22 protein-coding genes and 3 pseudogenes are annotated in these 24,969 nt (G+C 59.2%); 11 read left to right on the plus strand and 14 right to left on the minus strand.

Annotation, left to right across the window (positions count from 1 at the left end):
- Positions 1-17: 17 nt before the first annotated feature.
- Positions 18-434 carry an RbsD/FucU domain-containing protein gene (locus tag ACORQT_RS15330; protein ID WP_033643572.1) on the plus strand — a complete coding sequence of 139 codons (417 nt, stop codon included), beginning with the start codon at positions 18-20 and terminating at the stop codon, positions 432-434.
- 52 nt (positions 435-486) lie between these two features.
- Here ACORQT_RS15330 and ACORQT_RS15335 read toward each other — a convergent pair whose 3' ends face one another.
- Positions 487-1,842, minus strand: a complete 1,356-nt coding sequence (locus tag ACORQT_RS15335; RefSeq protein ID WP_187048161.1) for a colicin-like pore-forming protein — start codon at positions 1,840-1,842, stop codon at positions 487-489.
- A gap of 305 nt (positions 1,843-2,147) precedes the next feature.
- Here ACORQT_RS15335 and ACORQT_RS15340 point away from each other — a divergent pair, with 305 nt between their 5' ends.
- On the plus strand, positions 2,148-3,227 hold the full coding sequence (locus ACORQT_RS15340; protein WP_089191954.1) for a transketolase-like TK C-terminal-containing protein: 1,080 nt from the start codon (positions 2,148-2,150) through the stop codon (positions 3,225-3,227).
- Here the strand turns inward: ACORQT_RS15340 and ACORQT_RS15345 are convergent, their stop codons facing one another.
- The gene (locus ACORQT_RS15345; protein ID WP_089192617.1) at positions 3,228-3,665 is read right to left on the minus strand and encodes a MarR family winged helix-turn-helix transcriptional regulator; all 438 of its coding nucleotides are present in this window, start codon (positions 3,663-3,665) and stop codon (positions 3,228-3,230) included.
- A gap of 154 nt (positions 3,666-3,819) precedes the next feature.
- Between ACORQT_RS15345 and aceE the strand changes: the two genes are divergently transcribed.
- Entirely contained in the window at positions 3,820-6,495 is a 2,676-nt protein-coding gene (gene aceE, locus ACORQT_RS15350) for a pyruvate dehydrogenase (acetyl-transferring), homodimeric type (RefSeq protein ID WP_089191955.1), read from the plus strand.
- A gap of 27 nt (positions 6,496-6,522) precedes the next feature.
- Here the strand turns inward: aceE and umuC are convergent, their stop codons facing one another.
- From umuC to ACORQT_RS15385, 7 genes and pseudogenes are all read right to left on the minus strand, one after another.
- Positions 6,523-7,839, minus strand: a complete 1,317-nt coding sequence (gene umuC / locus ACORQT_RS15355; protein WP_042784903.1) for a translesion error-prone DNA polymerase V subunit UmuC — start codon at positions 7,837-7,839, stop codon at positions 6,523-6,525.
- 2 nt (positions 7,840-7,841) lie between these two features.
- Positions 7,842-8,276, minus strand: a complete 435-nt coding sequence (umuD, locus tag ACORQT_RS15360) for a translesion error-prone DNA polymerase V autoproteolytic subunit (protein WP_072627412.1) — start codon at positions 8,274-8,276, stop codon at positions 7,842-7,844.
- Between the two features lie 188 nt (positions 8,277-8,464).
- Positions 8,465-8,644: pseudogene (locus ACORQT_RS15365) on the minus strand (SOS response-associated peptidase family protein); the annotation flags it as partial.
- A 313-nt stretch (positions 8,645-8,957) separates the two neighbouring features.
- The gene (locus tag ACORQT_RS15370; protein WP_126502249.1) at positions 8,958-9,329 is read right to left on the minus strand and encodes a hypothetical protein; all 372 of its coding nucleotides are present in this window, start codon (positions 9,327-9,329) and stop codon (positions 8,958-8,960) included.
- Between the two features lie 75 nt (positions 9,330-9,404).
- Positions 9,405-9,617: pseudogene (locus ACORQT_RS15375) on the minus strand (resolvase); the annotation flags it as partial.
- Between the two features lie 74 nt (positions 9,618-9,691).
- Complete coding sequence (locus tag ACORQT_RS15380) at positions 9,692-9,979, minus strand: hypothetical protein (RefSeq protein ID WP_072627410.1); 288 nt, start codon at positions 9,977-9,979, stop codon at positions 9,692-9,694.
- A 14-nt stretch (positions 9,980-9,993) separates the two neighbouring features.
- A pseudogene (locus ACORQT_RS15385) lies at positions 9,994-10,185 on the minus strand (DNA polymerase V); the annotation flags it as partial.
- Positions 10,186-10,480: 295 nt separating this feature from the next.
- Between ACORQT_RS15385 and fdhD the strand changes: the two are divergent.
- From fdhD to ACORQT_RS15400, 3 genes are read left to right on the plus strand one after another with little or no spacing between them, the layout of a single operon-like run.
- The gene (fdhD, locus tag ACORQT_RS15390; RefSeq protein ID WP_042784906.1) at positions 10,481-11,323 is read left to right on the plus strand and encodes a formate dehydrogenase accessory sulfurtransferase FdhD; all 843 of its coding nucleotides are present in this window, start codon (positions 10,481-10,483) and stop codon (positions 11,321-11,323) included.
- A 58-nt stretch (positions 11,324-11,381) separates the two neighbouring features.
- Positions 11,382-12,299 (plus strand): bestrophin family protein, encoded by a 918-nt coding sequence (locus ACORQT_RS15395; RefSeq protein WP_033643582.1) that lies wholly within the window; start codon positions 11,382-11,384, stop codon positions 12,297-12,299.
- Between the two features lie 34 nt (positions 12,300-12,333).
- Positions 12,334-13,296, plus strand: a complete 963-nt coding sequence (locus ACORQT_RS15400) for a Dyp-type peroxidase (RefSeq protein WP_033643584.1) — start codon at positions 12,334-12,336, stop codon at positions 13,294-13,296.
- 26 nt (positions 13,297-13,322) lie between these two features.
- On the opposite strand, the gene arsC is transcribed toward ACORQT_RS15400, so the two are convergent.
- The 3 genes from arsC to ACORQT_RS15415 form a co-directional block, all read right to left on the minus strand.
- On the minus strand, positions 13,323-13,754 hold the full coding sequence (arsC, locus tag ACORQT_RS15405) for a glutaredoxin-dependent arsenate reductase (RefSeq protein ID WP_072627407.1): 432 nt from the start codon (positions 13,752-13,754) through the stop codon (positions 13,323-13,325).
- Positions 13,755-13,768: 14 nt separating this feature from the next.
- Positions 13,769-15,058 carry an arsenic transporter gene (locus tag ACORQT_RS15410; protein WP_072627406.1) on the minus strand — a complete coding sequence of 430 codons (1,290 nt, stop codon included), beginning with the start codon at positions 15,056-15,058 and terminating at the stop codon, positions 13,769-13,771.
- Between the two features lie 69 nt (positions 15,059-15,127).
- Positions 15,128-15,454: a metalloregulator ArsR/SmtB family transcription factor gene (locus ACORQT_RS15415; protein ID WP_033650826.1), complete on the minus strand. Its 327-nt coding sequence runs from the start codon at positions 15,452-15,454 to the stop codon at positions 15,128-15,130.
- 150 nt (positions 15,455-15,604) lie between these two features.
- On the opposite strand from ACORQT_RS15415, the gene ACORQT_RS15420 reads away from it, so the two are divergent.
- The 4 genes from ACORQT_RS15420 (at position 15,605) to ACORQT_RS15435 (ending at position 18,575) form a co-directional block, all read left to right on the plus strand.
- Positions 15,605-16,714, plus strand: coding sequence for a YbdK family carboxylate-amine ligase (locus ACORQT_RS15420; protein WP_342173660.1), 1,110 nt, complete (start codon positions 15,605-15,607; stop codon positions 16,712-16,714).
- Between the two features lie 95 nt (positions 16,715-16,809).
- On the plus strand, positions 16,810-16,989 hold the full coding sequence (locus ACORQT_RS15425) for a hypothetical protein (RefSeq protein ID WP_004935085.1): 180 nt from the start codon (positions 16,810-16,812) through the stop codon (positions 16,987-16,989).
- Positions 16,990-17,202: 213 nt separating this feature from the next.
- Positions 17,203-17,799: a hypothetical protein gene (locus tag ACORQT_RS15430; protein WP_046687361.1), complete on the plus strand. Its 597-nt coding sequence runs from the start codon at positions 17,203-17,205 to the stop codon at positions 17,797-17,799.
- 2 nt (positions 17,800-17,801) lie between these two features.
- Positions 17,802-18,575 (plus strand): DUF3307 domain-containing protein, encoded by a 774-nt coding sequence (locus ACORQT_RS15435; RefSeq protein ID WP_072627404.1) that lies wholly within the window; start codon positions 17,802-17,804, stop codon positions 18,573-18,575.
- Positions 18,576-18,623: 48 nt separating this feature from the next.
- Here the strand turns inward: ACORQT_RS15435 and mgtA are convergent, their stop codons facing one another.
- Together mgtA and ACORQT_RS15445 are read right to left on the minus strand one after the other, a co-directional pair.
- Positions 18,624-21,323: a magnesium-translocating P-type ATPase gene (gene mgtA, locus ACORQT_RS15440; protein ID WP_033643589.1), complete on the minus strand. Its 2,700-nt coding sequence runs from the start codon at positions 21,321-21,323 to the stop codon at positions 18,624-18,626.
- A gap of 243 nt (positions 21,324-21,566) precedes the next feature.
- On the minus strand, positions 21,567-22,265 hold the full coding sequence (locus ACORQT_RS15445; protein WP_025303346.1) for an MgtC family protein: 699 nt from the start codon (positions 22,263-22,265) through the stop codon (positions 21,567-21,569).
- 501 nt (positions 22,266-22,766) lie between these two features.
- On the opposite strand from ACORQT_RS15445, the gene ACORQT_RS15450 reads away from it, so the two are divergent.
- Positions 22,767-24,947, plus strand: a complete 2,181-nt coding sequence (locus ACORQT_RS15450) for a glycoside hydrolase (protein ID WP_072627403.1) — start codon at positions 22,767-22,769, stop codon at positions 24,945-24,947.
- Positions 24,948-24,969 lie beyond the last annotated feature (22 nt).

Consider the following 24,969-nt stretch of genomic DNA (forward strand, 5'->3'; position numbering starts at 1 on the left):
TATTCAGGAATCGCTTTATGATCAAATCCGCCATCACTCACCCGCCGCTGCTCGCCGCGCTGGCGCAATGCGGGCATAAAACCCAGGTGCTGATCGCCGACGGCAATTACGCCTGCGTGACGCACGCGCCGAAAGACGCCACCGTGGTCTATCTGAACCTGGCGCCCGGCACGCTCGCCGCCCCGCCAATCCTGGAAAAACTGCTGGCCTGCATCAACGTGGAAAGCGCGGCGCTGATGGCCTGCCCGCCGGACTTCACCAACACTATCGAAGCCGAATACCGGCAACTGCTGCCAGAACATTGCCCGATCGAGCACCTGCCGCGCGAGGCGTTTTACGCCGCGGTCAAATCGGATCGGACGCTGCTGGTGATCGCCTCCGGCGAACGGCGCCGCTTCGCCAATCTGCTGCTGACGGTGGCGCCGGTGGTGTGAAAGAGGTAGAGGGTGTGAGGGATAAAATGAGGGGGCCAGCCCCCTCATGCCGTTACAGGTCAGCGACCCACTTCTCCAGTTCCCCCGCACGTTCCGCATCGATATAGCTGGTGGCCCAGCCAAACAGGTAAGCGAAGGCGAAAATGCCCACCGTCGACGACACCAGCGTCGGCGCGAAAAACGCGGCGATAGCGGAGAGCGTATACCCTGCGCCGATCGACAACCCGAGCGCTTCGAGCTGGTTGCGGAACGCTTTCCAGTTGCCGGTTGAGAAACCTTCAATCGCGGCGTTTACCAGATCCGCGCCCTTGATCGCCCAGTCCACCCCGGTGAAGACCTTGCCCAATACCCGCGCATTGCGGGCATACTGTTCCGCATCGATCATTTTCAGCCAGGCGACAATCGCCGCTTTGTCCTGCGCCTTGAGCTTTTTGTTCAAGCCCTTCGTCAATTGCTCGTAGGTTTTCTCCGCATCTTGCACGTTGCGGATATATTTTCCTTGAATTCCCGCCTCCAAATCCTTGGCGAGTTTGGCGTATTTCGCGCCGATCTTTTCCGCGATATCTTTATTGATACCTGCGGCCAGGCTGACGCCATCCTTGATGGCTTTTAATTCCGCATTTTGATATTCGACGAATTCCTTAACGATCGTTTTTACCGAGCCGGGTGATTTTACCGGCTTGCCGTTGGCATATTTCACCTCCATGGCATTCAGGTTATCCCCTCTCACCACGGCGATAAACGCGGGCCGGTTCTTATTGGCCTTATAGTAGAGGCTGTAGGTCGCCACTCCGTCTTGCTTTTCCACCTTCAAATGATGAAAACCGTAGTAACTCCCGGTGGTGCGGGTCGTCGAGAATTCGCCGGTTTTGCCGTTGCCATACCAGCCGCTGACGGGCCGATCGCGATGCGAGTCTGTCACGAAACTGCCTAACGAAGAGGCGCCGATCTGCCCGGCATTCAGGCCATTGTTGCCGCCTTTGCCAGGGGATGAGGGTTTGCGCGCATGGCCGGTTTCGATATCCCCGATCGCCACTGTCCCCCCCTTGGCGTTGACCCCCATCACCAGCCCCCCCAGGCCAATGTGCTTCGCCTGCTCGGCCGTCAAACCGGTGGCGGAAAGGCTCAGCGTGCCGGATGAGCTGACGCTTTCAATATGCAATTTCGCATCCGGGTTAATTCTGCGCGCCGCCTTAATCACCGCCTCCAGCTTCATGCGCAGCGCCGGATCGTTTTGGATCGCCGCTATCTGTTGCTGTTCCGGGCTGTTGCCAACGCCGGCGCCGCCGCGATCGCGATCGCGATCGCCGGAATGGCCTTTATCGCCGCCCCCCGGCTCAGGGCCCGTACCGCGTTCAGAACTCCAGTTAGTTCCATCTCCTTTACCACCATAATTAAATCCAGGCATATGCTTTCATCCTTATTTCGTTTTATTTTTAAGATGCCGATATTCTCGTTTAACGCGGATTGACACGCGCATTATCCCTATCGGCAAACCGTTTTTAGCTGCCCGTCATTTATAAAAAACCGCAGAAATAAGGACAACGGATGGCGGCTGTCTGGTCGGTGAAACAAATAGGATCGCGTCTGCATAACCTGAATATATCGCCGCGGGTCACGCCTGGATGGCTGCGACCTGTTCAGAAGTCGTTGGCACACGCCATGAATTGCAATTACAATCATCGCACTTGCAACTTAAAGGGAATGCTCCGCATGTCGCCTCAACGTATAACAATGCCTGCCGCCTCCGCCAGGACCAGAACCCTGGCCGAAGCCTGTATCCGCAAGATGGCCTCCGTCAGCCAGAACGCCGGCGCGGCGCTTCCCTCTTCCACCGCCTGGACGGCGGAAGCCTTGAGCGAACTAAACGCCAGTGGCAACATCTGGCTCATCGACGGCAGAAGGCGCGCCGAACCGCCGAGCTCCCGCTACGCCACCGCCTGGCCGCTCTGGTTTGGCCATCAATCAGAACGTTATGAGAAACCGTTGTTTTACGTCGTCAACACCCCTTCGGTAGACATGCTCCGCGGGCTTGAGCCGGAAACCAATCGCAAGGGGATTTTCATCAGCGATGCGGATACCGGCAGTACCGACTTGCCGAAAGGCGTGCAGGCCTGGTTCCCGCTCCAGCTCACCGCCATGCCGGACTGGCTGCCTTTCGATCCGGCCAATGCCCGGGAAACCGGCGCGATACTCCATCACGCCCTGCACGCGCTCTATCTGGAGGGAACGAGAAAGATGGTGTATCTCGCGACCAACGCAGACAATGATGCCCCCGCTTCCGGTGAGCCGTTTGTCGCAGAGCAGGCGTTCAAGGGGATGTATCGTGTCGCGACGGCGGCGGACTCGCCGTTGCAGGTTCGCCTGTGCGGCGCAGGCAGAGCGCTCGCCCGCGTTCAGCAGGCGGCTGAGGTGTTGAAAAATTGGGGCATCGCGGCCGAAATCTGGAGCTGCCCCAGCTACACGCGGTTGGCGCAGGATGCCGAACTCGCCGACATGCAGCGCCAGGACAGCGGCGGCGAATGCCATCTGAAAACGTGTCTGGGCGCCGGGAATGCCCCCGTCGTCGCCGTCACCGACTATTCGCATCTGCTCGCCAACCAGCTCAAGCGGTTCATTCCCGCACGCTTTGCCGCGGTGGGTTCGGATTCTCGCACCCGGGGCGAAATTCACTATCCGCAGGCGGAATGGATTGCGCTATGCGCCCTCAAACTGCTGGCCGACGAGCAGAAAATTCCCTCGACGCTGATCGCCGATGCGCTGCGCGTTCTGCACATCACGCCCGATGCCTGATCACGCTCTGGCCATCTGCATCGCGTTGTCCAACGCGTCGGAGAAGCGTGCGATCTCTTCTTCGCTGAACTGATTGAGAAAGTGGGTTTTGACCACCGCGCGGTAGATCTCCCACATTTTTTTCCGCAGGGCCTTGCCTTCCTCGGTGATGGTGGCGAAGGAGGCTCGACGGTCGTCATCCGAACGAAAACGCGTGACCAGCCGCTCTTTTTCCAGGCGATCCATCAGGCGGGTCAGGTTATAACGCTCAATCACCAACACGTCCGCCAGTTCATGCATGCGGCGCGTGCCATTTTCCCCGCTTTCCAATCCCCATAACACGTCATACCAGGCGTACGCCGGCAGCCCCGCCTCCGACAATTGCGTTTCTATCTTTTTGATGATTGCCCGGTGCGCGCGCACGAAGGAGAACCACAGGTCGGGTTGTTTATCTGTCATGTCAGTTTTCTCGTCAAAAGCGGTGAGTTGCAATTGCAATTGTAAAGGGATAGAGTGGCTTTCGCCATTATTGCATTTGCAACTCTTGCATGTGCAATTCAATAAATTCCTGTATCGCTCAGCGCCTTATCAGGTAAGTACATTTGGAGCTTTTATGAACCAACCCGCGGTAAAAGCAGATCTTGACCCACAAGAGACGGCTGAATGGCTTGAGGCATTTGAAGGCGTCGCCGACATCGACGGCCGTGAACGCGCGCATTTTTTGTTGGAAAGAATGGCCGAAGCCGATCAGCGAAAACACGGCGATTTCTTCAGCATGGTCACCACGCCGTACGTGAATACGATCCCGGTCTATAAGCAGCCGACGTATCCCGGCGATCTGGCCGCGGAAGCGCGCATCAATGCGTTTATTCGCTGGAACGCCATGGCGATGGTGCTGCGCGCCGGCAAACATTCCAACGTCGGCGGACACATCGCCACCTACCAGTCGGCCGCGGTGCTTTACGACGTGGGATTCACGCACTTTTTCCGCGGACGCACCGATGAGTTTGCCGGTGACATGGTGTATATCCAGGGTCACTCCGCCCCCGGCATTTACGGCCGCGCCTATCTCGAAGGCCGCATCGACGAGGAGCAGCTCGACAACTTTCGCCGCGAATCCGCGCGCCGCGGCCTTTCTTCCTATCCGCACCCCAGGCTGATGCCGGATTTCTGGCAATATCCCACCGTTTCGATGGGGCTGGGGCCGCTGACCGCCGCCTATCAGGCACGCTATATGCGCTATCTGGAATACCGCGGGTTGAAACCGCATCAGGGGAGAAAGGTGTGGGCGTTTCTCGGCGACGGCGAGATGGATCAACCGGAATCGCTGGCGGCAATTGCGCTGGGCGGGCGAGAAAAGCTCGATAACCTGATCTTCGTCGTGAACTGCAATCTGCAGCGGCTGGATGGTCCCGTGCGCGGCAACGGCAAGATCATTCAGGAACTGGAAGGCACCTTCAAAGCCGCCGGCTGGCAGGTGATCAAGGTGATCTGGGGCAGCGGCTGGGACAAACTCCTGCAAAAAGATCGCTCCGGGCTGCTGATGCAGCGCATGATGGAGTGCGTCGACGGCGATTACCAGACCTTCAAGTCGCAAAGCGGCGCCTATGTGCGGGAGCATTTCTTCGGCAAGTACCCGGAGTTGCTCGCGCTGGTCGCCGATCTGAGCGACGATGAGATCTGGGCGCTGCACCGCGGCGGCCACGATCCGCAAAAGGTGTACGCCGCCTACCATCAGGCGATGCATACCCCGGGCAGGCCGACGGTGGTATTGGCCAAAACGGTCAAAGGGTTCGGCATGGGAGAAGCCGGTGAAGGGCAGAACATCAACCATCAGCTGAAAAAAATGAGCCAGGATGCGGTGAAAGCCTTCCGCGATCGTTTGGGGCTGACGCTCCCCGATGCGCAGCTGGAAGCGATCCCTTATCTGAAGCCCGAGCCCGACAGCGCGGCGGCGAAGTACATCACCGCGACGCGCACCTCGCTGGGCGGCTACATCCCCGCCCGCTTCGGCCAATCCGCCCCGCTGGCGATACCGGCGTTATCGCGCTTCGACAGTCTCCTTAAGGGCAGCGGCGAGCGCAACATGTCAACCACCATGGCCTTCGTCAATATCCTCGGCGCGCTGCTCAAAGACCCCAACATCGGCAAACTGATCGTGCCCATCGTGCCGGACGAGTCGCGCACGTTCGGCATGGAAGGCCTGTTCCGCCAGATTGGCATCCATTCCTGGCTCGGCCAGCTGTATACCCCGCAGGATGCCGGGCAGCTCAGCTACTATAAAGAGGCCAAAGACGGCCAGATTTTGCAGGAAGGCATCAACGAATCCGGCGCGATATCGACCTGGATCGCCGCCGGCACCGCCTACAGCAACCACGATGTCGCGACGATCCCGTTCTATATCTTCTACTCCATGTTCGGGCTGCAACGGGTGGGCGATCTCGCCTGGGCGGCGGCCGACGCGCGCACCAAGGGTTTCCTGCTCGGCGCCACCTCCGGCAGAACCACCCTGATGGGCGAAGGCTTGCAGCATGACGACGGCCACAGCCACGTGCTGTCTTCCGTGATCCCCAGCTGCGTCTCCTACGATCCGACCTATGCCTATGAACTCGCAGTGATCGTTCAGAGCGGCATGCGCAGGATGTTCGTTGAGCAAGAGGATATTTACTACTACATCACCTTGCTCAATGAGGGATACCCGCAGCCGCCGATGCCGGCGGGCGTAGAGGACGGGATTATCCAGGGGGCGTATTTGCTCAAACAGAGCGCAGCGACAACCCAAGAGAGCCCGCGCGCTCAGCTGGTCGCCAGCGGCGCCATCATGCGCGAGGCGCTGGCGGCGGCGGAGCTGTTGGCCGTGGACTTTGGCGTCGCCAGCGATATCTGGAGCGCCACCAGCCTGAGCGAGCTGCGCCGCAACGGCATGGCGGCCGAACGCTGGAACCTGCTGCATCCGGAAGATCCGCCGAAAGTCCCTTATATACAAAGCCTGCTGGCGGCGCATCCCGGCCCGGTGGTGGTAGCGACGGACTATATGAAGATCGTCGGCGATCAGATCAAACCGTTCTTGCCCGACCGCACCTTTATCGCCTTGGGCACCGACGGCTTTGGCCGCTCGGACACCCGCGAGGCGCTGCGTGAGTTCTTCGAGGTCAACCGCCATTTCATCGCGCTCGCCGCGTTGAAACTGCTGGCAGACGAAGGCCGTATCGCCCGCAGCGAGGTCAACCGCGCCATGGCGCTGTACGGCATCGCCCCCAATAAGCCGGATCCGGCTGCGGTGAAGTAACACTCAGCCTACCCACGCCGCCGGTTGTCACCCGCGGCGTTTTTCTTCCTTCGATTCGGCAGCGCGCGGCGCCCGCTCCCCCAGCCGCACCACGGGAATGTCCGCCAGCCGGGTGGTGTAGGCCGGCGACAGCATGTCGCGCTTCATTTGCCACGGTTTGACGATCCCCTGCCCGGCGAACCATACGCGCCCGCGCCCTTCCTGATTCAGGCGATCGAGGGTCGCCATCAGGCGCTCGCTGTTGCGGCGCGGCGGGCAGTCGTCGAACAGATCGATCTGCGCCATAGCGGCGGCGCTGAAATCTCCCAGCACCACGCCGCCCTTCAGGTAACGTCGCCCCTCCTGCCAGATGCTTTCCAGCGCACGCACCGCCATGGCGATGATGTCGCGGCTGTCGTTACTCGGGGTTTGCAGCCGGGCGGTGCCCATATTGCTGTAATACCCTTCGCCCGCCGAATGCGGGCTGGTTTTGATAAACACCGACACGTTGCGGCAATAGCGCTTTTCCTGTCGCAGCTTTTCGGCGGCGCGTTCGGCATAGCTGCAGATCGCCTCGCGCATATGCGGGTAGTGCGTCAACCGCTGGCCGAACGAGCGGGAACAGATGATCTGCTCTTTCGCCGCCGCCTCATCCTCCCATTGCAGGCATGACTCGCCGCGCAGCTCACGTATCGTGCGCTCCAGCACCACGCTGAAGGTTTTACGCGCCAGCCGGGTATCGCAGTCCGCCAGCTGCAGCGCGGTGTGAATGCCCATCGCCTGCAGCTGGCGCGTCAGGCGGCGGCCCACGCCCCACACTTCTTCCACCGGGAGCAACGCCAGCAGTTTGCGCTGGCGCGCCGGATCGGATAAATCCACCACGCCGCCGGTGCCGCGCCATTTCTTGGCCGCGAAGTTGGCCAGCTTGGCCAGCGTTTTGCTCGGCGCAATGCCAACCCCGACCGTCAAATGCAGCTCGCGCCGGATGCGATCGCGCACCCGCTGGCCGAACGGTTCCAGCGCCTCGCAGCGCGCCACGCCGTCCAGCCGCAGAAAGGCTTCGTCCAGTGAATAGATCTCCACCGCCGGCGCCATCTCCTCCAGCGTGTCCATCACCCGGCGGGACATATCGGCGTACAGCGCGTAGTTGGAGGAGAACACCGCGACGTTGCGACGGCGCATCTCCTCTTTGATCTTGAAATAAGGCGCGCCCATCGGCACGCCCAGCGCCTTCGCCTCGGCGCTGCGGGCGATCACGCAGCCGTCGTTGTTGGACAACACAATCACCGGCCGCCCCCGCAGGTCGGGCCGAAAGATGGTCTCGCAGGAAGCGTAGAAGCTGTTGACGTCTACCAGGGCAAACATGGTTACAGCGCCGCGTAGACGATAAAGGTCACCACGCCGAAGATCTCCAGCTGCGCTTCGTCGTCGAACACGATGGGCGCGTAGGCGGGATTCATCGGCAACAGCCGCACGTCGGGGTGGCGCTGCAGCTTTTTGACGGTGAATTCACCGTCCACCGCAGCGATCACGATATTGCCGTGCTCCGGCGTCAGGGCGCTGTCGACAATCAGCAGATCGCCATCCTGAATATTGCCGTCGATCATCGACTCGCCGCTGGCGCGCACGAAGTAGGTGGCGTTGGGGTGCCGCACCAGCAGCTTGCCGATATCCAGCCGGCTCTCGACATAGTCCTGCGCCGGGGAAGGAAAGCCGCAGGCCACGCGATCGGCAAACAGCGGTAACGCTAGGGGTTCACCTGATGAAAAAGCATACAACCTTGAATTGCTCAGCATAATCATAACCAAACTGTATATTTATACAGTTAAGCATAAACAAAACGCGAACGCGTGCAACCCCCAATCCCCCTGCGGATCGCGCTTTCCCGCGTAATATAATAATTTTCTGAGCGATTTTTCCTGCAGCTTTTGGCGTTCTTCACGTGTGTTTGCACACATGATATCCACCAAAACTGTGGATAATGCGGCACTCAGACCGTTGGCGTATCGATGGGCAGGATGAGTGAGGGATTGTCATTGCGAACGGCGCCGACGGCGGGCGATACCGGTTGCCAGACGAAATCCTCTGCCTGCAGACTGTACACGTCAGCCTGCATTTGACCAGAGGGCGGGACTAAGCGGGTGTCGAGACAGTCGCGCGCGGCCGTCGGTCTCTGCTGCGTACAGCGCCGCAAAGAACAGCGGCAGGCCTTGCCTCAGCAAGAGCCCACGGGAGGAACGGCGGACGGCCTTACAAAATGACGCCAATAAAATTGCGACTGGCAATGGCATCAATGGGACGGCCAGAGACGAAAGTCAGTACGTTATGCCAGGAGCTTGGGATAACCCGACAAACGCTGTACCGCCACATTTCCCCTGATGGTCCACTGCGAGCTGACGGTATAAAGCTGCTCAACCGGGGATAATTTTAGCGGACGGAAAAATCTGGGGTTCCGGCGTAGAATCCCGAATAAGGAATAATCCTTAATTCATTTCAGGATTATTAATTCCATCTAAAACCTCTCGGCAATATTCTTTTTTATAGGCTTCATCATTACTTAATGACTTAACCAAAAAATCAGCATTTTTCCAACCATTATCCCAATGCGTATCGAATCCTGACTGTTCATACTTTAATGTTCTAGTTAATGAGTCTTTTATTTGTTTTTTATATTTATCAATTTTCTCATTGGTTGCCCCACAAACATCATGTGCAACACGAGCATTTGAGCCAGAAAAACCTATTGCTGAAATTGCCATCGCTTCATTTGATTTGTCGAAATCATTCGCATATGCCACAGCATTAGATAAAGCGAATATGACAAGAGCAGGTATGATTTTTTTGTATGAAATCATCTTTCACCTCTAACTCATTGATTGTTCATGGGGTCAGTTTGGATATCGAAAATTATTGTACATTAAGGCTGCTTTTTAATCAGTCTCAACTTCTTTATAGAAGGCCTGAATGCGACAAACTTGGGAAGTACTGTAGCCTGTCGCGTCTGCTGTTTCTCGGATACTCAGTTTCTTAATCTGTCGGTAGTACAGGACTTTCTGATGTCGTTCCTGATCTGCCTGCTTTCCCCGGTATCTACCCAACGTATGCGCCCGTTCAATTCCCGGTTTTTGCCGTTGGCGGCGACTTGATCGTTCCGTCCGCGCGCCACAGCAGCAGGCAGGGGGCGCGCAGGTTCGGCCAGCACAATCAGCATCCGTCGCTACAGCGGCGACGGCCGGCGGACGTTAACCGTTGCCACGATGTCACTCCTCTCTCTTATGATGAGGACATACAGGCGCAGCCGGTCGGCATCAACACGTTCATCCATTATTGTGCCCGGATAGCCCTGCAGCGCCAGACCGTACCAGAAACTCAGAATGACAGAAGCCTTACCCAACTCTAGGGTGTAACCCATCCCGCCCTGGTTCAGATTGCATTTTTTAATCGCATCTTCTGCTTCCCGGATCAACTGCGCATAGCTGAGTGAAAAATTCAGTGCCTGATCCATCCTGCTCGCTCCATCTCACCGCTGGCGCGCACGAAGTAGGTGGCGTTGGGGTGCCGTAGCAGCAGTTTGCCGATATCCAGCCGGCTCTCGACATAGTCCTGCGCCGGGGAGGGAAAACCGCAGGCCACGCGATCGGCAAACAGCGGTAACGTTAGGGGCTCACCTGGTGAAAAAGCATACAACCTTAAAGTACTCAGCATAATCATAACCAAACTGTATATTTATACAGTAAGGCATAAACAAAACGCGAACGCGTACAACCCCCTATCCCCCTGCGGATCGCGCTTTGCCGCGTAATATAATAATTTTCTGAGCGATTTTTTTTTACGCCTGCTAACGGTTTCACGCTGCCTTGCACACACGTTATCCACTAAAACTGTGGATAACCTGCAGGGCGTGATTCCCTACGCGAGCGGGATCAGAATCCTGTATAATGTCCACACCTGCTCAATAAGCATTCATCCCCGTCGGCGCCTCGTCACCGGCGGTCACGAGAACGTTATGAACAAGCACCTACTCCTCGCAGAAACCGACGACATCGAACAGGCCTGCCTGTCTCGCCATGCGGTCTGGCAGCGCACCGATCTGGCTCAGGCGCAGCAGGATTGGCTGGCGGAAGAAGTGCCGGTCGCCCTGGTGTACAACGGCATTTCCCACGTGGTGATGATGGCGACGCCAAAAGATCTGGCGGCCTTCGCCATCGGTTTTTCGCTGTCCGAAGGCATCATCGCCTCCCCCGACGATATCTACGACATCCGTCAACAACCGGCCTGCAACGGCATTGAAGTGCATGTAGAGCTCTCGAGCCGCCGCTTTATGCAGCTGAAAGAGAAGCGCCGCAGCCTGGCCGGCCGCACCGGCTGCGGCGTCTGCGGGGTCGAGCAGCTGCAGGAGGTTGCTCAGCCCATCGCACCGCTGCCCTTCACCCAACGTTTCGATTTGGCCCAGCTCGACCGGGCGTTGGCTCAACTGCAGGAAGTGCAAACGGTGGGAAAACTGACCGGCTGCACCCATGCGGCGGCCTGGATCCAGCCGGACGGCGCGCTCAGCGGCGGATGTGAAGACGTCGGCCGCCATGTGGCGCTCGACAAACTGCTGGGTTACCGCAGCCAACAGGCCTGGTCGCAAGGGGCGGCGCTGGTCTCGAGCCGCGCCAGCTATGAAATGGTGCAAAAGTCCGCCATGTGCGGCGTCGAGATCCTGTTCGCCGTCTCCGCCGCCACCCGTCTGGCGGTGGAAGTGGCCGAGCGCAGCAACCTGACGCTGGTGGGCTTCAGCAAACCGGGGCGCGCCACCGTCTATACGCACCCGCAACGGCTCTGGCAATCGACAACGGCGGCATAGCGCCGCCGGATAAGAATCGACTATTCTCAATAGCAGGACACCAGGAAGCACCCACGTTATGATAATTCGCCCGCACCAGAACTGGTTTTTTCGCCTGTTCGCCTGGCACGGTTCCGTGCTGTCAAAAATTACCTTTCGCCTGTCGCTGAACGTGCTGATGTCGATAGTGGCGGTGATCAGCTACCAATGGTACGAACAGCTCGGCGTGCATTTGACCATCGCGCCGTTCAGCCTGTTGGGCATCGCCATCGCCATTTTTCTTGGCTTTCGCAATAACGCCGGCTACAGCCGCTTTGTCGAAGCGCGCAACCTGTGGGGCTCGCTGCTGATTACCGAACGCACCCTGCTGCGCCAGATCAAAAGCCTGCTGCCGGACGAACCGGCGGTGCAGCAAAAGGTCGCCAAGCTGCTGATCGCCTTTAGCTGGAGCCTGAAGCATCAGCTGCGCGGCACCGACCCCACCGCCGATCTGTACCACAATCTCACCGGCAACGAGCTGGCCGAGGTGATCGCCAGCCCGATGCCGACCAACCGCATCCTGCTGATGCTGGGCCAGGAAATCGGCAAATTGCGCCGTCAGGGCCTGCTGAGCGACATCACCTTCGGGCTGATCGACGATAAGCTGAGCGAACTGTCTCACACCCTCGGCGGCTGCGAACGGCTCGCCAGCACCCCGGTGCCGTTCGCCTATACCCTGATCCTGCAGCGCACCGTTTACCTGTTCTGCAGCCTGTTGCCTTTTGCCCTGGTGACCGATCTGCATTACATGACACCGTTTGTTTCGGTGTTCATTTCCTATACCTTCTTATCCTGGGACTCACTGGCCGAAGAGCTGGAGGATCCGTTCGGCGTGTCGGCCAACCATCTGCCGTTAAACGCCATTTGCAACACCATCGAGCGCAACCTGCTGGAAATGAACGACCAAAGCCCGCTGCCACCGCCGATGAAACCCGATGAGCACTTTAATTTGATCTGATCTATTTCACCCGAACACACTGGAGCCGAATGCAATGAATGCAAATAACACCCCGCCGCAAGCCGTATTCACGCCGGTCACGCGCCATGCCATTTTCATCGTCGCCACCCTGTCGCCCGTTCCCGCCCATCTGGCGGCGGTGCGCGCCTGGTGCGGCGATATCGCCGCCGTGGTACGTTCGGTCGGCAAACGCGCGCCGGCGGGCAATCTCACCTGCGTCTGCGGCTTCGGCTCCGAGGCCTGGGATACGCTGTTCGGCGCGCCGCGCCCTCGCCAACTGCATCCGTTCAGCCCGATCGGCAGCGGGGAGCGCGTTGCGGTCGCCACGCCTGGCGACATCCTGCTGCACATCCGCGCCGATGAAATGGATCTGTGTTTTGAACTGGCCTCTCAGTTGACCGCCAAGCTCGGCGACGCCGTGACGGTGATCGAGGAGGTGCACGGCTTCCGTTATTTCGATCAGCGCGCCATGATCGGCTTCGTCGACGGTACGGAGAACCCGGAGGGGCACGAAGCCTTCGACTACACGGTGATCGGCGACGAAGACGCGGCGTTCAGCGGCGGCAGCTATGTGCTGGTGCAGAAATACCTGCACGATATGCAGGGTTGGAATTCGCTCAGCGTGGAAACGCAGGAGAAGATCATCGGCCGCCATAAACAGTCCAATATCGAGCTGGATGAAGCGGTCAAACCGTCGTCGTCGCACAGTTCGTTGACCACCATCACCGACGAGCAAGGCAACGAGGTGAAAATTCTGCGCGACAACATGCCGTTCGGCCGCCCCGGCCTGCGCGAGTTCGGCACCTACTTTATCGGCTATGCGCGCTCCCCGCAGCCGATCGAGCAGATGCTGGAAAACATGTTTATCGGCCGCCCGGCCGGCAACTACGATCGGCTGCTCGATTTTAGCCACGCGGTGACCGGCACCCTGTTCTTCGTGCCTTCCGCCCCGCTGCTGGAAGCGCTGGCCGATCGCAGCGGCGCCGAACTGCACTGATTGGATGAAATGCGGGGCCGCAGCGATTAGCCGTTGGTTATCCTGTGGCCCTGCGCATCAATCACCGGCTCCCCGTCCTCTTTGCTGAAGGCGCCGCGCTGCGGATCCGGCAGAATCTCCAACATCACCTCCGACGGACGGCACAAACGCGTGCCGAGCGGGGTCACCACAATGGGGCGGTTGATCAGGATCGGCTGTTGCAGCATGAAATCGATCAGTTGATCATCGCGCCAGTCGGCTTCGTCCAGCTTCAGCTCGGCGTAAGGCTCGACGTTTTTGCGCAGCAACGCGCGCGGCGTCATGCCCATTTCGGCCAGCAACGCAATCAATCGTTCGCGGCTTGGCGGCGTTTCCAGATACAAAATCACCTCTGGCTCAACGCCGCTGTTGCGGATCAACGCCAACGTATTGCGCGACGTGCCGCAGGCCGGGTTATGGTAAATCTTGATGTCGCTCATGACGGTTTCTCCGGTCAGGGCAAAACGGACAGCCGCAATGCCAGCGCGGCCAGGGTGACAAACAAAATCGGTAACGTCATCACCAGCCCCACGCGGAAATAATAGCCCCAGGTAATGACGATGTTCTTTTGTGCCAACACATGCAGCCACAGTAACGTCGCCAGGCTGCCAATCGGGGTAATTTTGGGGCCGAGATCGCTGCCGATAACGTTAGCGTAAATCATCGCCTGTTTGATGACGCCTTCCGCACTGCTGCCGTCGATAGACAACGCCCCCACCAATACCGTCGGCATGTTATTCATGATGGAAGAGAGAAATGCGCTCAGGAAACCGGTGCCAAACGTCGCCGCCCACAGCCCCTGCCGTGCCAACGCGTCCAGCACACCGGACAGCCAATCGGTCAAACCGGCGTTGCGCAACCCGTAGATCACCAGATACATGCCCAGTGAGAAAATGACGATCTGCCAGGGCGCCCCGCGCAACACTTTACCGGTATCGATCGCTCGCCCGCGTTTCGCCACCGCCAGCAAAACCAGGGCGCCGCAAGCGGCGACCAAACTGACGGGCACGCCGAGCGGCTCCAGGGCGAAAAAACCCATCAACAACAGCGCCAATACGGCCCAGCCGGTCCGAAACGTCGCGCGATCGCGAATCGCTTCCCGTGGCACCGGTAAACGCGTCAATGCGTAGCGCTGCGGAATATCCTTGCGGAAGAACAGATGCAACATCACCAGCGTCGCCGCGACGGCGGCAAGGTTGACCGGCACCATCACCGCCGCATACTCCGTAAAGCCCAGCCGGAAGAAATCCGCTGAAACGATATTTACCAGGTTGGACACCACCAGCGGCAGGCTGGCAGTATCGGCGATAAAGCCCGCCGCCATGACGAAAGCCAGCACGGCAGCAGGACGAAAACCGAGCGCCAACAGCATGGCGATCACGATCGGCGTCAGAATCAACGCGGCGCCGTCGTTCGCGAACAACGCCGCCACTACAGCCCCTAGCAGCAACATGTAGGTAAACAGCCATCGACCTTTGCCGTTGCCCCAACGTGCGACATGCAAGGCGGTCCAGGTGAAGAAGCCGCTTTCATCCAGCAGCAGGCTAATGATGATGACGGCGATGAAGGTCGCGGTCGCATTCCAGACTATCTGCCACACCACGGGAATATCACCGACGTGCACCACGCCGCTCACTAATGCCAATCCCGCCCCGATCGACGCACTCCAACCGATGCCCAGCCCTTTCGGTTGCCAAATCACCAAAATCAACGTCAGAATAAAGATTGTCCCCGCCACTATCATCGCCGCCTCGCTGCTTCTTCAAGTTTACATATATGTTTTTTCGAATATGTTAGGGCAAATTTTTTATCGTTACGGGCAACCTTTCGCCGCGCGTTGCGCCAATTCCATCATCTGTTCTGATCGGCACTGATAAGCCTGCTCAATAATAGCCGCCGCCCAGGCCGGCATATGCGGCGACAGGCGATAATGTATCCACTTGCCATCGCGCCGATCGAGCAACAGCCCGCTTTCACGCAGCATCGCCAGATGTCTTGATATTTTGGGCTGCGGCAGCGCCAGTGCGCCCGACAGCTCGCACACGCACAGCTCGCCGGCGTGGCGCAGCACCAGCACCAGCGTCAGACGCGTCTCATCCGACAAGTTTTTAAACAGCTTCAGCGGCGTCAATGACGTCATGTCGCACTCCCGTTAACCTTTATCTGCTCCACAAATCGCTCGTGAAAATATCACCTTCATATTCGAAAAAGCAAATATAAAACGCAAGGCGTTATCCCCAGCCCAACAACTTATACTTATCTTACGCTGTTTTTATGGGAAGGAGGCGCCATGCCGCTCACATTCAAACCGTCGGAAAGACTCTCCATCGGCACCGAAATAGAGCTGCAACTGGTCGATGACGAGCACTACGATCTTACGGATCGGGCTGACCGGGTGGTCAGCGCGGTCGGCGACCGCCGACGCGTCAAACATGAGCTCACCAAGTCGATGGTGGAACTGAACAGCTCGGTGCACCGCGATCTCGATGCGCTGCACGCCGAGCTGCGCGCCCTGACCGATACCGTCCGGCGCAGCGCACGGCGCCAGGGCTGTGACGTCTGCGGCGGCGGCCGCCACCTGAGCAACGACTGGCGCAAGCAGGTCATCAGCGACAACGCGCGCTACAGGCAGCTGGCCAGCCGCTTTGGCTATCTCTCCAAGCTGGCCTGCGTATTCGGCCAACACATCCACCTCGGCGTCAACGACGGAGACGAGGCGATGTACCTGTGCCATGCGCTGACGCCCTATTTTCCGCAGCTGATCGCGCTCAGCGCTTCGTCACCGCTGTACCAGGGCGTCGATACGCGCTTTGCCAGCTCCCGTTTCAGCGCACAGAATTCTTTCCCCAATTACGGCTGCCTGGAACACATCTACAGCTGGCGCGAATTCAACGCCTACTATGACCGGCTGCATGCCGCCGGCGTCATCGACAGCGTCAAGGATATTTACTGGGATGCGCGGCCGAAACCGGAGCTGGGCACGGTAGAGATCCGCATCTGCGATACGCCGCTGCGCCTCGCGCACGCCACGCTGCTGGTCGGCTACTGCCGTCTGCTGGCCGATTTTCTGTTGCAACACCGCACGCCGATCGCGCCGGAGTACGATGCCTTCACCAACTACAACAAGATCAACGCCTATCGCAGCGGTTTCGCCGCCGAATACGTCGATCCCGCCACGCTGCGCCGCTGCAGCCTGACCGCACATATCCTGCACACCCTCGACACGCTGAGCGGCTTCGCCGAGCGGCAGGAGGATCGGGCCGTGCTGCAGGCGGTCGAGCGCCATGTGCGCCGGGGCATCAGCGATGCGGAGCATATCCGCCAGATGTTGCACAACGGCCTGCCGCAAACCCAGGTCATCAAACGCCTGTGCGATGAGCTGTTGCAACCGGCAAGTTAAGTTTCGGCTATCGATTCCATACGCCAAAGCGGCTGTTCATTATGTGCTCTTTCGCTACAATCGTGAGCACTGACATTCACCGTATCGAGGACACTATGTACAATTTCTCCCGCTATCAGGCAAAAGAACTGGCGCTGGCTTACATGAGCGGCAAAAAGCACGATCTGTCGCCGCAGGAGTTTTTGCAGCAGCTGAAAAGCAGCGAAAGATCGTTTGAGCACCTGCTGAAACACGGCAGTGAAATGCCGCGTGACGTGCTGGTCAAAAGCTTCTGAACGGCCGGTCGCCGGCCTCTTTCCGTCTACGCCGCCGGTGGCGGGCCTGACAGGTCCGCGCATTCCCGGCCGTCTCTCTCCCTTTCTCTTCGCCCCCGACGTTTCGCCTCCACCGACCAACACTTGTAAAATTCGCCTTTAGAGACGAATTATTGACATATTCGTATTCAGGTGCGAATTTATAGTCATCCCCCATCCACAACGGATCACGCCATGCCGACGCCAATCAGCGTAATCAGCGGCGATCTGGTCGATTCACGCCGGTCAGACACCGTCAACTACCTCAACGGGCTGCACAGCCTGCTCGATCGGCTGCAGCGCGACGGGCGGCTGCGCCAGGTGGAAATCTTTCGCGGCGATGCCTTCCAGGCGCAGGCCGCGCCGGAGGACGGGCTGTTGCTGGCGGTGTATATTCGCACTGCGCTTCGGGCGATGGGCGCCGCGCACTGGGATGCGCGCATCGCCGTCGGGCTGGGTAGCCAACGGCCCGACGCCGCCGGTTACGGCAGCGCCTTTATCAACTCCGGCAGCGCGCTGGACGCCATGACGAAAAATTGCCGCCTGGCTCTGAAAACCGACAACGATCGGACAAACGCCATTGTCAGCGATCTGCTGCCGATGTTAGATCATGTCATTGGCCGCTTGTCGCAGACCGAAGCGCGCATCGTCCAGGCGAGAATGTTCGCCGACAGCGGCGCGGCCGTAGCCGAGCAGCTGCAAAAAGCCGCTTCCACGGTCTCCGCCACGCTCAAACGCGCGGCCTATGAGGAGATCATGCGGTTTATTCACGCCATTAACAGGATCGTCTGACTATGGATCTGACCTATGCGCCTTTACTGGCCTGGCTGTTGATCGTCCATCTGCTGGCAGATTTTCCGCTGCAGCCGCTGAGTTGGGTGGAAGATAAAATCCAACATCGCGCGCGTTCGCGTTTTCTGCTGTTGCACGCGTTGCTGCATGGGGTGCTGGCCGCCTGGGTGGTGGCCGGTTTCGGCCTGCTGCACGGCGGACTGTCTTCACTGCAGGTGCTGGTCAGCCTGCTGGTTATCGCCGTCAGCCACTACCTGATCGATTTGCTGAAAGTCACCGCCATGAACCGCCTGAGCCCGGCCCGCAGCTTTTTGCTCGATCAGGGATTGCATCTGGCGGTGATCGCCTTGCTGTGGCTGGGGCTGACGCCGAATGCCGGTGAACTGCTCGCGGCGTTGGGACGGCAACTGGGGAGTTGGCAAACCGGCCTGGTGCTGGTGGCCTACAGCCTGATTTATCTGCCGATGAGCCTGCTGATTGGGCAACTGCTGGCGCGCTGGACGCCGCAAATGCCGCCTTCGGCCAAGGCCGACAACGATTCGCTGCTGCGCGCGGGCAAACAGATTGGCTATCTGGAAAGAACGCTGATCCTGACCTTTGTGCTGCTGGGGCAAATTCCGGCGATCGGTTTTTTGCTGGCGGCCAAATCTATCTTCCGTTTCGGCGATCTGCGCCAAAGTGACGATAAGATGCGTACCGAGTATGTGCTGCTCGGCACGCTGTTTTCCTTCACGCTGACCATCATGCTCGGCCTGCTGGTCAACAAACTGCTGTAGCGGTGCGGGGGCGAAGAATTTCGCCCCCGAAGTGAACGCCGAGGCGGCTTAGAGCCACTCGCCGAAGCGGCGGATATAGAAACGCTTCATCAACTGTGCGACCACGCAGTAGCTGACCAGCGTAGCGGCCAACCACGGGAAGTATTCCCACGGCAGCGGCTGCAAGCCAACCAGGGCGCCGAGCGGCGAGAACGGAATGTAGATGCCGAGCGCCATCACCAACCCGGTGGTCAGCAAGACCGGCAGCGCCGCCGTGCTCTGAATGAACGGGATCTTCTGGGTGCGCAACATATGCACCACCAGCGTTTGCGACAGCAGCCCCTCAATGAACCAGCCGGACTGGAACAGCGCCTGGTGTTCCACGCTGTTGGCGGCGAATACGTACCACATCAGCGCATACGTCGTGATATCGAAGATTGACGAGGTCGGCCCAATCCACAGCATAAAGCGCCCGATGTTTTTGGAGTCCCACTTGCGCGGTTTGCGCAGAAACTCTTTGTCCATCTTGTCCCACGGCAGCGACAGCTGAGAAATGTCGTACATCAGGTTCTGAATCAACAGGTGGATCGCCAGCATCGGCAGGAACGGGATGAAGGCGCTGGCCACCAACACCGAGAACACGTTGCCGAAGTTGGAGCTGGCGGTCATGTTCAAGTACTTGATGATATTGCCGAAGGTCTCGCGCCCTTTGATTACCCCCTCTTCCAGCACCATCAGGTTCTTTTCCAACAGGATGATGTCCGCCGACTCCTTGGCGATATCGGTACCGGTGTCGACCGAGATGCCGACGTCGGCGTCGCGCAGCGCCGGCGCATCGTTGATGCCGTCGCCGAGGAAGCCGACGGTATGGCCGTTGGCCTGCAGCATTTTCAGCACCCGCGATTTTTGCAGCGGCGTCAGCTTGGTGAAGACCGTGCGCTGTTCCACTTCGCGCGCCAGTTCTTCGTCATCCATCTGTTCAATCCGCAGCCCGGAGAGCGGCTCGCCCGGCTCCAGCCCGACGTCGCGGCAAATCTTGCAGGTGATCACCGGGTTGTCGCCGGTCAGCACCTTCACCGTCACGCCATTTTCCTGCAGCGCGGCGATCGCCTGCTGAGCGCTCTCCTTCGGCGGATCGAGGAAGGTCAGCAGCCCTTGCACCACCATATCGCGCTCGTCGGCCACGCTCAGCGGTTCGGCCGGGCGTTGCGCATCCAGCTCGCGCGTCGCCAGCACCAGCACGCGGAAACCGTCTTCGTTATATTCGCGGGCCAGCGCCTGCAACGCCGCACGGCGCGCGTCGTCCAGCACCAGCGTCTGATCGCCTTCGCGCACGTGGGTGGCGATCTCCAGCATCTCCTCCACCGCGCCCTTACAGATCAGCTGCTGGCGGCCATTCTCATCCGCCACCACGATCGACAAACGGCGGCGCACGAAATCGAACGGCAGCTCATCCACCTTGCTGAAACGCCCCAGGGCTTCAATCCCCGGTTTGCCGCGGCCAAAGCGGATCACCGCCTGATCCATCAGGTTCTTCATGCCGCTCTGATGGAAGCTGTTCAACCAGGCCAGGTGCAGCACCTCGTTATCTCTGGCGCCGTTGACGTCGATGTGGTGCTCGAGAATGATGCGGTCCTGGGTCAGCGTGCCGGTCTTGTCGGTGCAAAGCACGTCCATGGCGCCAAAGTTCTGAATGGCGTTCAAACGCTTCACCACCACCTTGCGACGCGACATGGCGATCGCCCCTTTCGCCAGGTTGGAGCTGACGATCATCGGCAGCATTTCCGGCGTCAGGCCGACCGCCACCGCCAGCGCGAACAGCGCCGCTTCGCTCCAGTCGCCTTTGGTGAAGCCGTTGATCAGCAACACCACCGGCACCATCACCAGCATGAAGCGAATCAACAGCCAGCTGACGCTGTTCACCCCGCGATCGAACGCAGTCTGCGCCCGTGTCCCGACGATCGACTTGGCCAACGAGCCGAAGTAGGTGCGCCCGCCGGTCGCCACCACCACCGCCGTAGCGGTACCGCTGGCGACGTTGGTGCCCATCAGACAGATGTTGGAGAGCTCAAGCAGCGCGTTCTCGCTGGACACTTCCCCTTCGCTCGACTTCTGCGCCACGTTGCCCATCGCATCGTATTTCTCGATAGGGATCGCCTCGCCGGTCAAAATCGCCTGGCTGATGAACAGATCGCGCGAGGCGATAAGACGCACGTCGGCCGGCACCATGTCACCGGCGGAGAGCTGGATGATATCCCCCGGCACCAGTTCGCGGATCGGCACTTCCAGCGTCAGCGGATGCGCGCTGTAGCTGCTGCGGCGCAGCACCGTGGCGGTAGTGCGCACCATCGATTTCAGCGCTTCCGCCGCTTTGTTGGTGCGGTATTCCTGCCAGAAACGCAGCAGCCCGCTCAGCGTGACCATGGTCAGGATGATAATGACGCCGGTGAGTTCAGTTTCTTCACCGCTCTGGAGCGGCAGCCAATAATCGGTAAAGAAACTGATCGCAGCCAGCACCATCAGCACGAAGATAAACGGGTTGTTGAAGGCCTTGATCAGCTGGATCAGGGCATGCGGCGCCTTGTCATGGGCGACCTGGTTGGCGCCGAACTGCTCCAGCCGCTCATCGGCGTCGTCCTGGGTCAAGCCGTTGCGGTTGCACTTCAGGTTCGCCAGCGTTTGAGCGATGCTGTTGGTGGCCTCTTGCGCAATGGCGTAGGTCACCGCGTCTTTATCACGGCGACGCGTTCTTTCATTAATCTGAGTCATAACGCTATTCTCTTATTTTAGTTCTGCGCACAGCGAAGCCCCGCCCGATAAACAGGTGACTATGCGCAGCTTGGAATTTTTTATTAGCGTGACTAAATGGCGGAATTACCCTGTCAGCCACGCTGGGATCATTTTCCTTCCGGGGTCATCGTCCATAACGCCTCCTTAATGTTCAGCGTTATTCAAGGCGTGCATGAATAAACCTGAACATATAATCAAGTTAATCAATATTTATATCATTAATCAGACCGGTAATTCGGACGCGACGCGCCAGCGAACGGCGCTCACGCTTTTTTCCAGACTGACGCGGCAGACAATACCTTCGATTTCTTTTTGCGCGGCCGGCGTAGCGGTAATTTCCGCGCACACTTCCAACTGCCCCGGGCTCGAAATATCGGCGCTGCGCAAGGATTGCAGCCGCAAGGCGACGCCGTTCAGCGCCTGCAGGATCAGGGTGCGCACCAGAATTTCGTCCTGCTCGCCGCAGGTCACCTGAATGCGATAGCACAGTTCCAGATCGGTCGCCTGCTGATGCGGCTGCAGATTGATGCGCTGCGCGGCTTCGCGCAGCAGGATATTGGCGCACAGGATCACCAGCGTAGCGACCACCGCATCCCAATGCTGGCCCAGGCCGCACAGTACGCCGATCCCCGCCGAACACCACAGCGTGGCGGCGGTATTGAGGCCGCGAATATTAAGCCCTTCACGCATGATCACGCCGGCGCCGAGGAAGCCGATACCGGATACGATCTGCGCCGCCACACGGCCGGCGCTGGCCGGATCGGTGGACATGGAGCTGAGAATAAAGACCGCCGCGCCGGTCGCCACCAGCGCATTGGTGCGCAGGCCGGCCATGCGTTGGCGCCACTGGCGTTCGGCGCCAATGACCGCGCCCAGGCACATCGCCAGCAATAAATTCAAAACGAAAGGAGTCATAGCCATGACTGTCCCCTTAATTAACCGCAGGAGATAAAATCATGTGCTGTTTAGCACACGCGAAATCGCGCTGAAAATAAATCAGCGAATCAGCGTGCTGTGCCTGGAGGGAAAAGGCTGTGGCTGCAGAATACCATAATAACGTCCAACTCAATTCACCTGAAACCGTCAGGCATCAGGAAACGTTTCTTATTCGGGTATGCACAGCTCAGAAATAACTGGAGAGGGGTGCTGCCCGCCGATAACGGCAAGCAACAAATCAGAAGAGAATTGGTCAGCTTGCCTTATTTGTTTTATTACAACTACAACTGTCCAATTGGGTTTCTCCACTGAAATTTTGGCTGAGTATAGTGACGTCGGGTAATGAAGTAAAGGCTAATTTATTAAACGAAAAATAAACTGGAATACGGCGTTTATATTTCGATGTCACAAATAGAAGATGGCGACATTGGGTGACAGTGCGCTTATCGGTAAACTGCCCTCTTTCATCTTCCAAGGACGCCCCTGATGAAACAACGGTTTTCCCCGCTCGCGCTGGCGCTGCTCATCAGTTTTCCCGCCGATGCCTTACTGCTGCAGCAAGGCGACGTGCAATTTGAACTCGACCCTGCCACGCTGCATATCGCCGCAGGCCCGGTGCCGATCAATCTGGCGCAGCCTGCGCAGCAGGTAACGGATCTTACCGCAACGCCACGACGCGCCAGCTGGCGATGGCCGCAACGCGCAATCAACGTCAGCGCCCGTCTGGAAGGCGGCGATCTGCGCCTGAGCTTCAGCAGCGATCGGCCGCAAACCCTGAACTGGTATCGTATGCCGCAGGGGGAAACGCTGCTGTTGCCGATCGGCGAAGGCAGCCGCATCCCGCTGGACAACGCGGTCTGGCGTCATTACCTGACGACGGAAATGACGCCGCTGGATACCAACTGGGATCTGAAACTGCCGCTGTGGAGCCTGCAACACCAGGGTAAGGTCTACAGCTGGCTGATGTTGACGCCGTTCAGTAACCAGATAGCCTTCGCCACCGCGCAGGAAAAGCTGGCGATGCGCGCCAGCCACCAATTCAATCGCTTCAATCAACAACAGGCATTCGAGGTGCTGCTGCACGTCGGCAACACCCCGCTGTCCGGCGCCCGCCGTTACCGCGACTATCTGCAACAAAACGGCCGGTTCAGCAGCCTGCGCGAGAAGATCAAGCAGGCGCCCGAAGGCGACAAGCTGATCGGCGCTACCCATATCTATCTGTGGGGCGACCAATTGCTGGCGGCGGAAGATGTCAAGGATTGGCCGGGATTACTGCACTACTTCGCTTCTCCCGCCGCCGAAGCGCTGCGGCAGAAGATGGACGCCGAGAGCAGAAGCTTGCTGCTGCGGCTGGCGGGAAAAACGCCGGAGGGCTGGCAACAACAGCCCCTGATCGACGGCATCAACCGGGCGTTGACGGCGCAGTTCGCGCTTGGCGCGACGCCGGATGACGCCGACTTTCTGCAGGCGCAGCAGCGCCAGGCCGCCGCAGTGCGGGCGCTGGCGCAACGGGAGCTGGGACGCTGGTTAACCCCAGCGGACGGTTGGGGGCAAGGGTTGGCCAAACCGGTGATCGACGCGCTGCGCCAGGCCGGTTTGCCGCGCCTGTGGTTGGGCACCGATAACTGGACCGCCGCCTTCCTGCACCCGCAAGCGGTAGCCGCCGCCAAAGCGGCCGGTTATCTGATCGCCAGCTACGATTCCTACGATACCGCCATCGCGCGCGGCGTCAACGACAGCTGGCTCACCGCGCAGTTGCCGACGACGCTGCGGGAATCCTGCGCCATCGTGCGCGCAGACGGCAGCAGGAAACCCGGCTTCGGTAAACAGGGTTATTACCTCAATCCAGGCTGTGTCCTGCCCTATTCTCAACAGCGCATGCGCGAACTGGTGCAATTGGCCGGGTTGAACAGCCTGTTTCTCGATGTGGACGGCACCGGCATGGTGTCCGACGACTATCAGCCCGACCACCCAACCGGCGCGGCGCAGATGGCCGAAGCCCGCAACGCCCGGCTCGCCTGGTTCAGCGCCACCCTTAAGTTACCGCTGGGCTCAGAGGATGGCAACGCAGTGACCGCGCGCAGCCTGATGTTCGCCCACGGCATGGAAACCTGGGGATTCGGCTGGGGAGATAAACAGATGAATCAGGATAAATCCTCGCCCTATTATCTCGGCGCTTGGTGGCCCAACGCCCAACCGGCGTTTTTCTTCCGCCCCGCCAAAGTGAACCAGCCCTACCGTACCGTCGAATTCGATCCGCGTTACCGCCTGCCGCTGTACCAGGCCGTTTTCCACGATGCTATCGTCAGCAGCCACCACTGGAATTACGACAATCTGAAATTCAGCGACGTTCAGACCACCCGCAGCCTGCTCAGCCAGCTGTACAACACCGCGCCGATGTTCCACCTGAGCCGCACCACTCTGGCGGCGCGCTTACCGGCGATAAAACGCGCCGATGCTGCCTTCCGGCCGCTGCATCAGGCCTTGTGGGATAAAGCGTTAACCGACTTCCGTTGGCTCGATCGGGACGGCTGGGTGCAACAGACGACGTTCAGTGACGGATCGACCCTGACCGCCAATTTCAGCGCGCAGCCTTTCGGCGGCGTGGCGCCCCACAGCGTACGCGCCAAACTGGCCGACGGCCGCACTCTCGACGTCGCACCTTAGCAAGGCCGCCGACAGTGGGCTA

Source organism: Serratia sp. (in: enterobacteria) (assembly GCF_052400455.1).
In the GTDB taxonomy this organism is placed as follows: Bacteria; Pseudomonadota; Gammaproteobacteria; order Enterobacterales; family Enterobacteriaceae; genus Serratia; species Serratia ureilytica.

Coding starts and splice junctions, on each gene's coding strand:
- ACORQT_RS15450 (WP_072627403.1), top strand. CDS start 22,767: ATGAAACAACGGTTTTCCCCGCTCGCGCTGGCGCTGCTCATCAGTTTT.
- ACORQT_RS15380 (WP_072627410.1), bottom strand. CDS start 9,979: ATGGATCAGGCACTGAATTTTTCACTCAGCTATGCGCAGTTGATCCGG.
- umuC (WP_042784903.1), bottom strand. CDS start 7,839: ATGTTTGCCCTGGTAGACGTCAACAGCTTCTACGCTTCCTGCGAGACC.
- ACORQT_RS15395 (WP_033643582.1), top strand. CDS start 11,382: ATGATAATTCGCCCGCACCAGAACTGGTTTTTTCGCCTGTTCGCCTGG.
- umuD (WP_072627412.1), bottom strand. CDS start 8,276: ATGATTATGCTGAGCAATTCAAGGTTGTATGCTTTTTCATCAGGTGAA.
- ACORQT_RS15430 (WP_046687361.1), top strand. CDS start 17,203: ATGCCGACGCCAATCAGCGTAATCAGCGGCGATCTGGTCGATTCACGC.
- ACORQT_RS15330 (WP_033643572.1), top strand. CDS start 18: ATGATCAAATCCGCCATCACTCACCCGCCGCTGCTCGCCGCGCTGGCG.
- ACORQT_RS15345 (WP_089192617.1), bottom strand. CDS start 3,665: ATGACAGATAAACAACCCGACCTGTGGTTCTCCTTCGTGCGCGCGCAC.
- ACORQT_RS15370 (WP_126502249.1), bottom strand. CDS start 9,329: ATGATTTCATACAAAAAAATCATACCTGCTCTTGTCATATTCGCTTTA.
- ACORQT_RS15335 (WP_187048161.1), bottom strand. CDS start 1,842: ATGCCTGGATTTAATTATGGTGGTAAAGGAGATGGAACTAACTGGAGT.
- ACORQT_RS15435 (WP_072627404.1), top strand. CDS start 17,802: ATGGATCTGACCTATGCGCCTTTACTGGCCTGGCTGTTGATCGTCCAT.
- ACORQT_RS15445 (WP_025303346.1), bottom strand. CDS start 22,265: ATGGCTATGACTCCTTTCGTTTTGAATTTATTGCTGGCGATGTGCCTG.
- ACORQT_RS15340 (WP_089191954.1), top strand. CDS start 2,148: ATGTCGCCTCAACGTATAACAATGCCTGCCGCCTCCGCCAGGACCAGA.
- arsC (WP_072627407.1), bottom strand. CDS start 13,754: ATGAGCGACATCAAGATTTACCATAACCCGGCCTGCGGCACGTCGCGC.
- aceE (WP_089191955.1), top strand. CDS start 3,820: ATGAACCAACCCGCGGTAAAAGCAGATCTTGACCCACAAGAGACGGCT.
- ACORQT_RS15410 (WP_072627406.1), bottom strand. CDS start 15,058: ATGATAGTGGCGGGGACAATCTTTATTCTGACGTTGATTTTGGTGATT.
- ACORQT_RS15420 (WP_342173660.1), top strand. CDS start 15,605: ATGCCGCTCACATTCAAACCGTCGGAAAGACTCTCCATCGGCACCGAA.
- mgtA (WP_033643589.1), bottom strand. CDS start 21,323: ATGACTCAGATTAATGAAAGAACGCGTCGCCGTGATAAAGACGCGGTG.
- ACORQT_RS15425 (WP_004935085.1), top strand. CDS start 16,810: ATGTACAATTTCTCCCGCTATCAGGCAAAAGAACTGGCGCTGGCTTAC.
- ACORQT_RS15400 (WP_033643584.1), top strand. CDS start 12,334: ATGAATGCAAATAACACCCCGCCGCAAGCCGTATTCACGCCGGTCACG.
- ACORQT_RS15415 (WP_033650826.1), bottom strand. CDS start 15,454: ATGACGTCATTGACGCCGCTGAAGCTGTTTAAAAACTTGTCGGATGAG.
- fdhD (WP_042784906.1), top strand. CDS start 10,481: ATGAACAAGCACCTACTCCTCGCAGAAACCGACGACATCGAACAGGCC.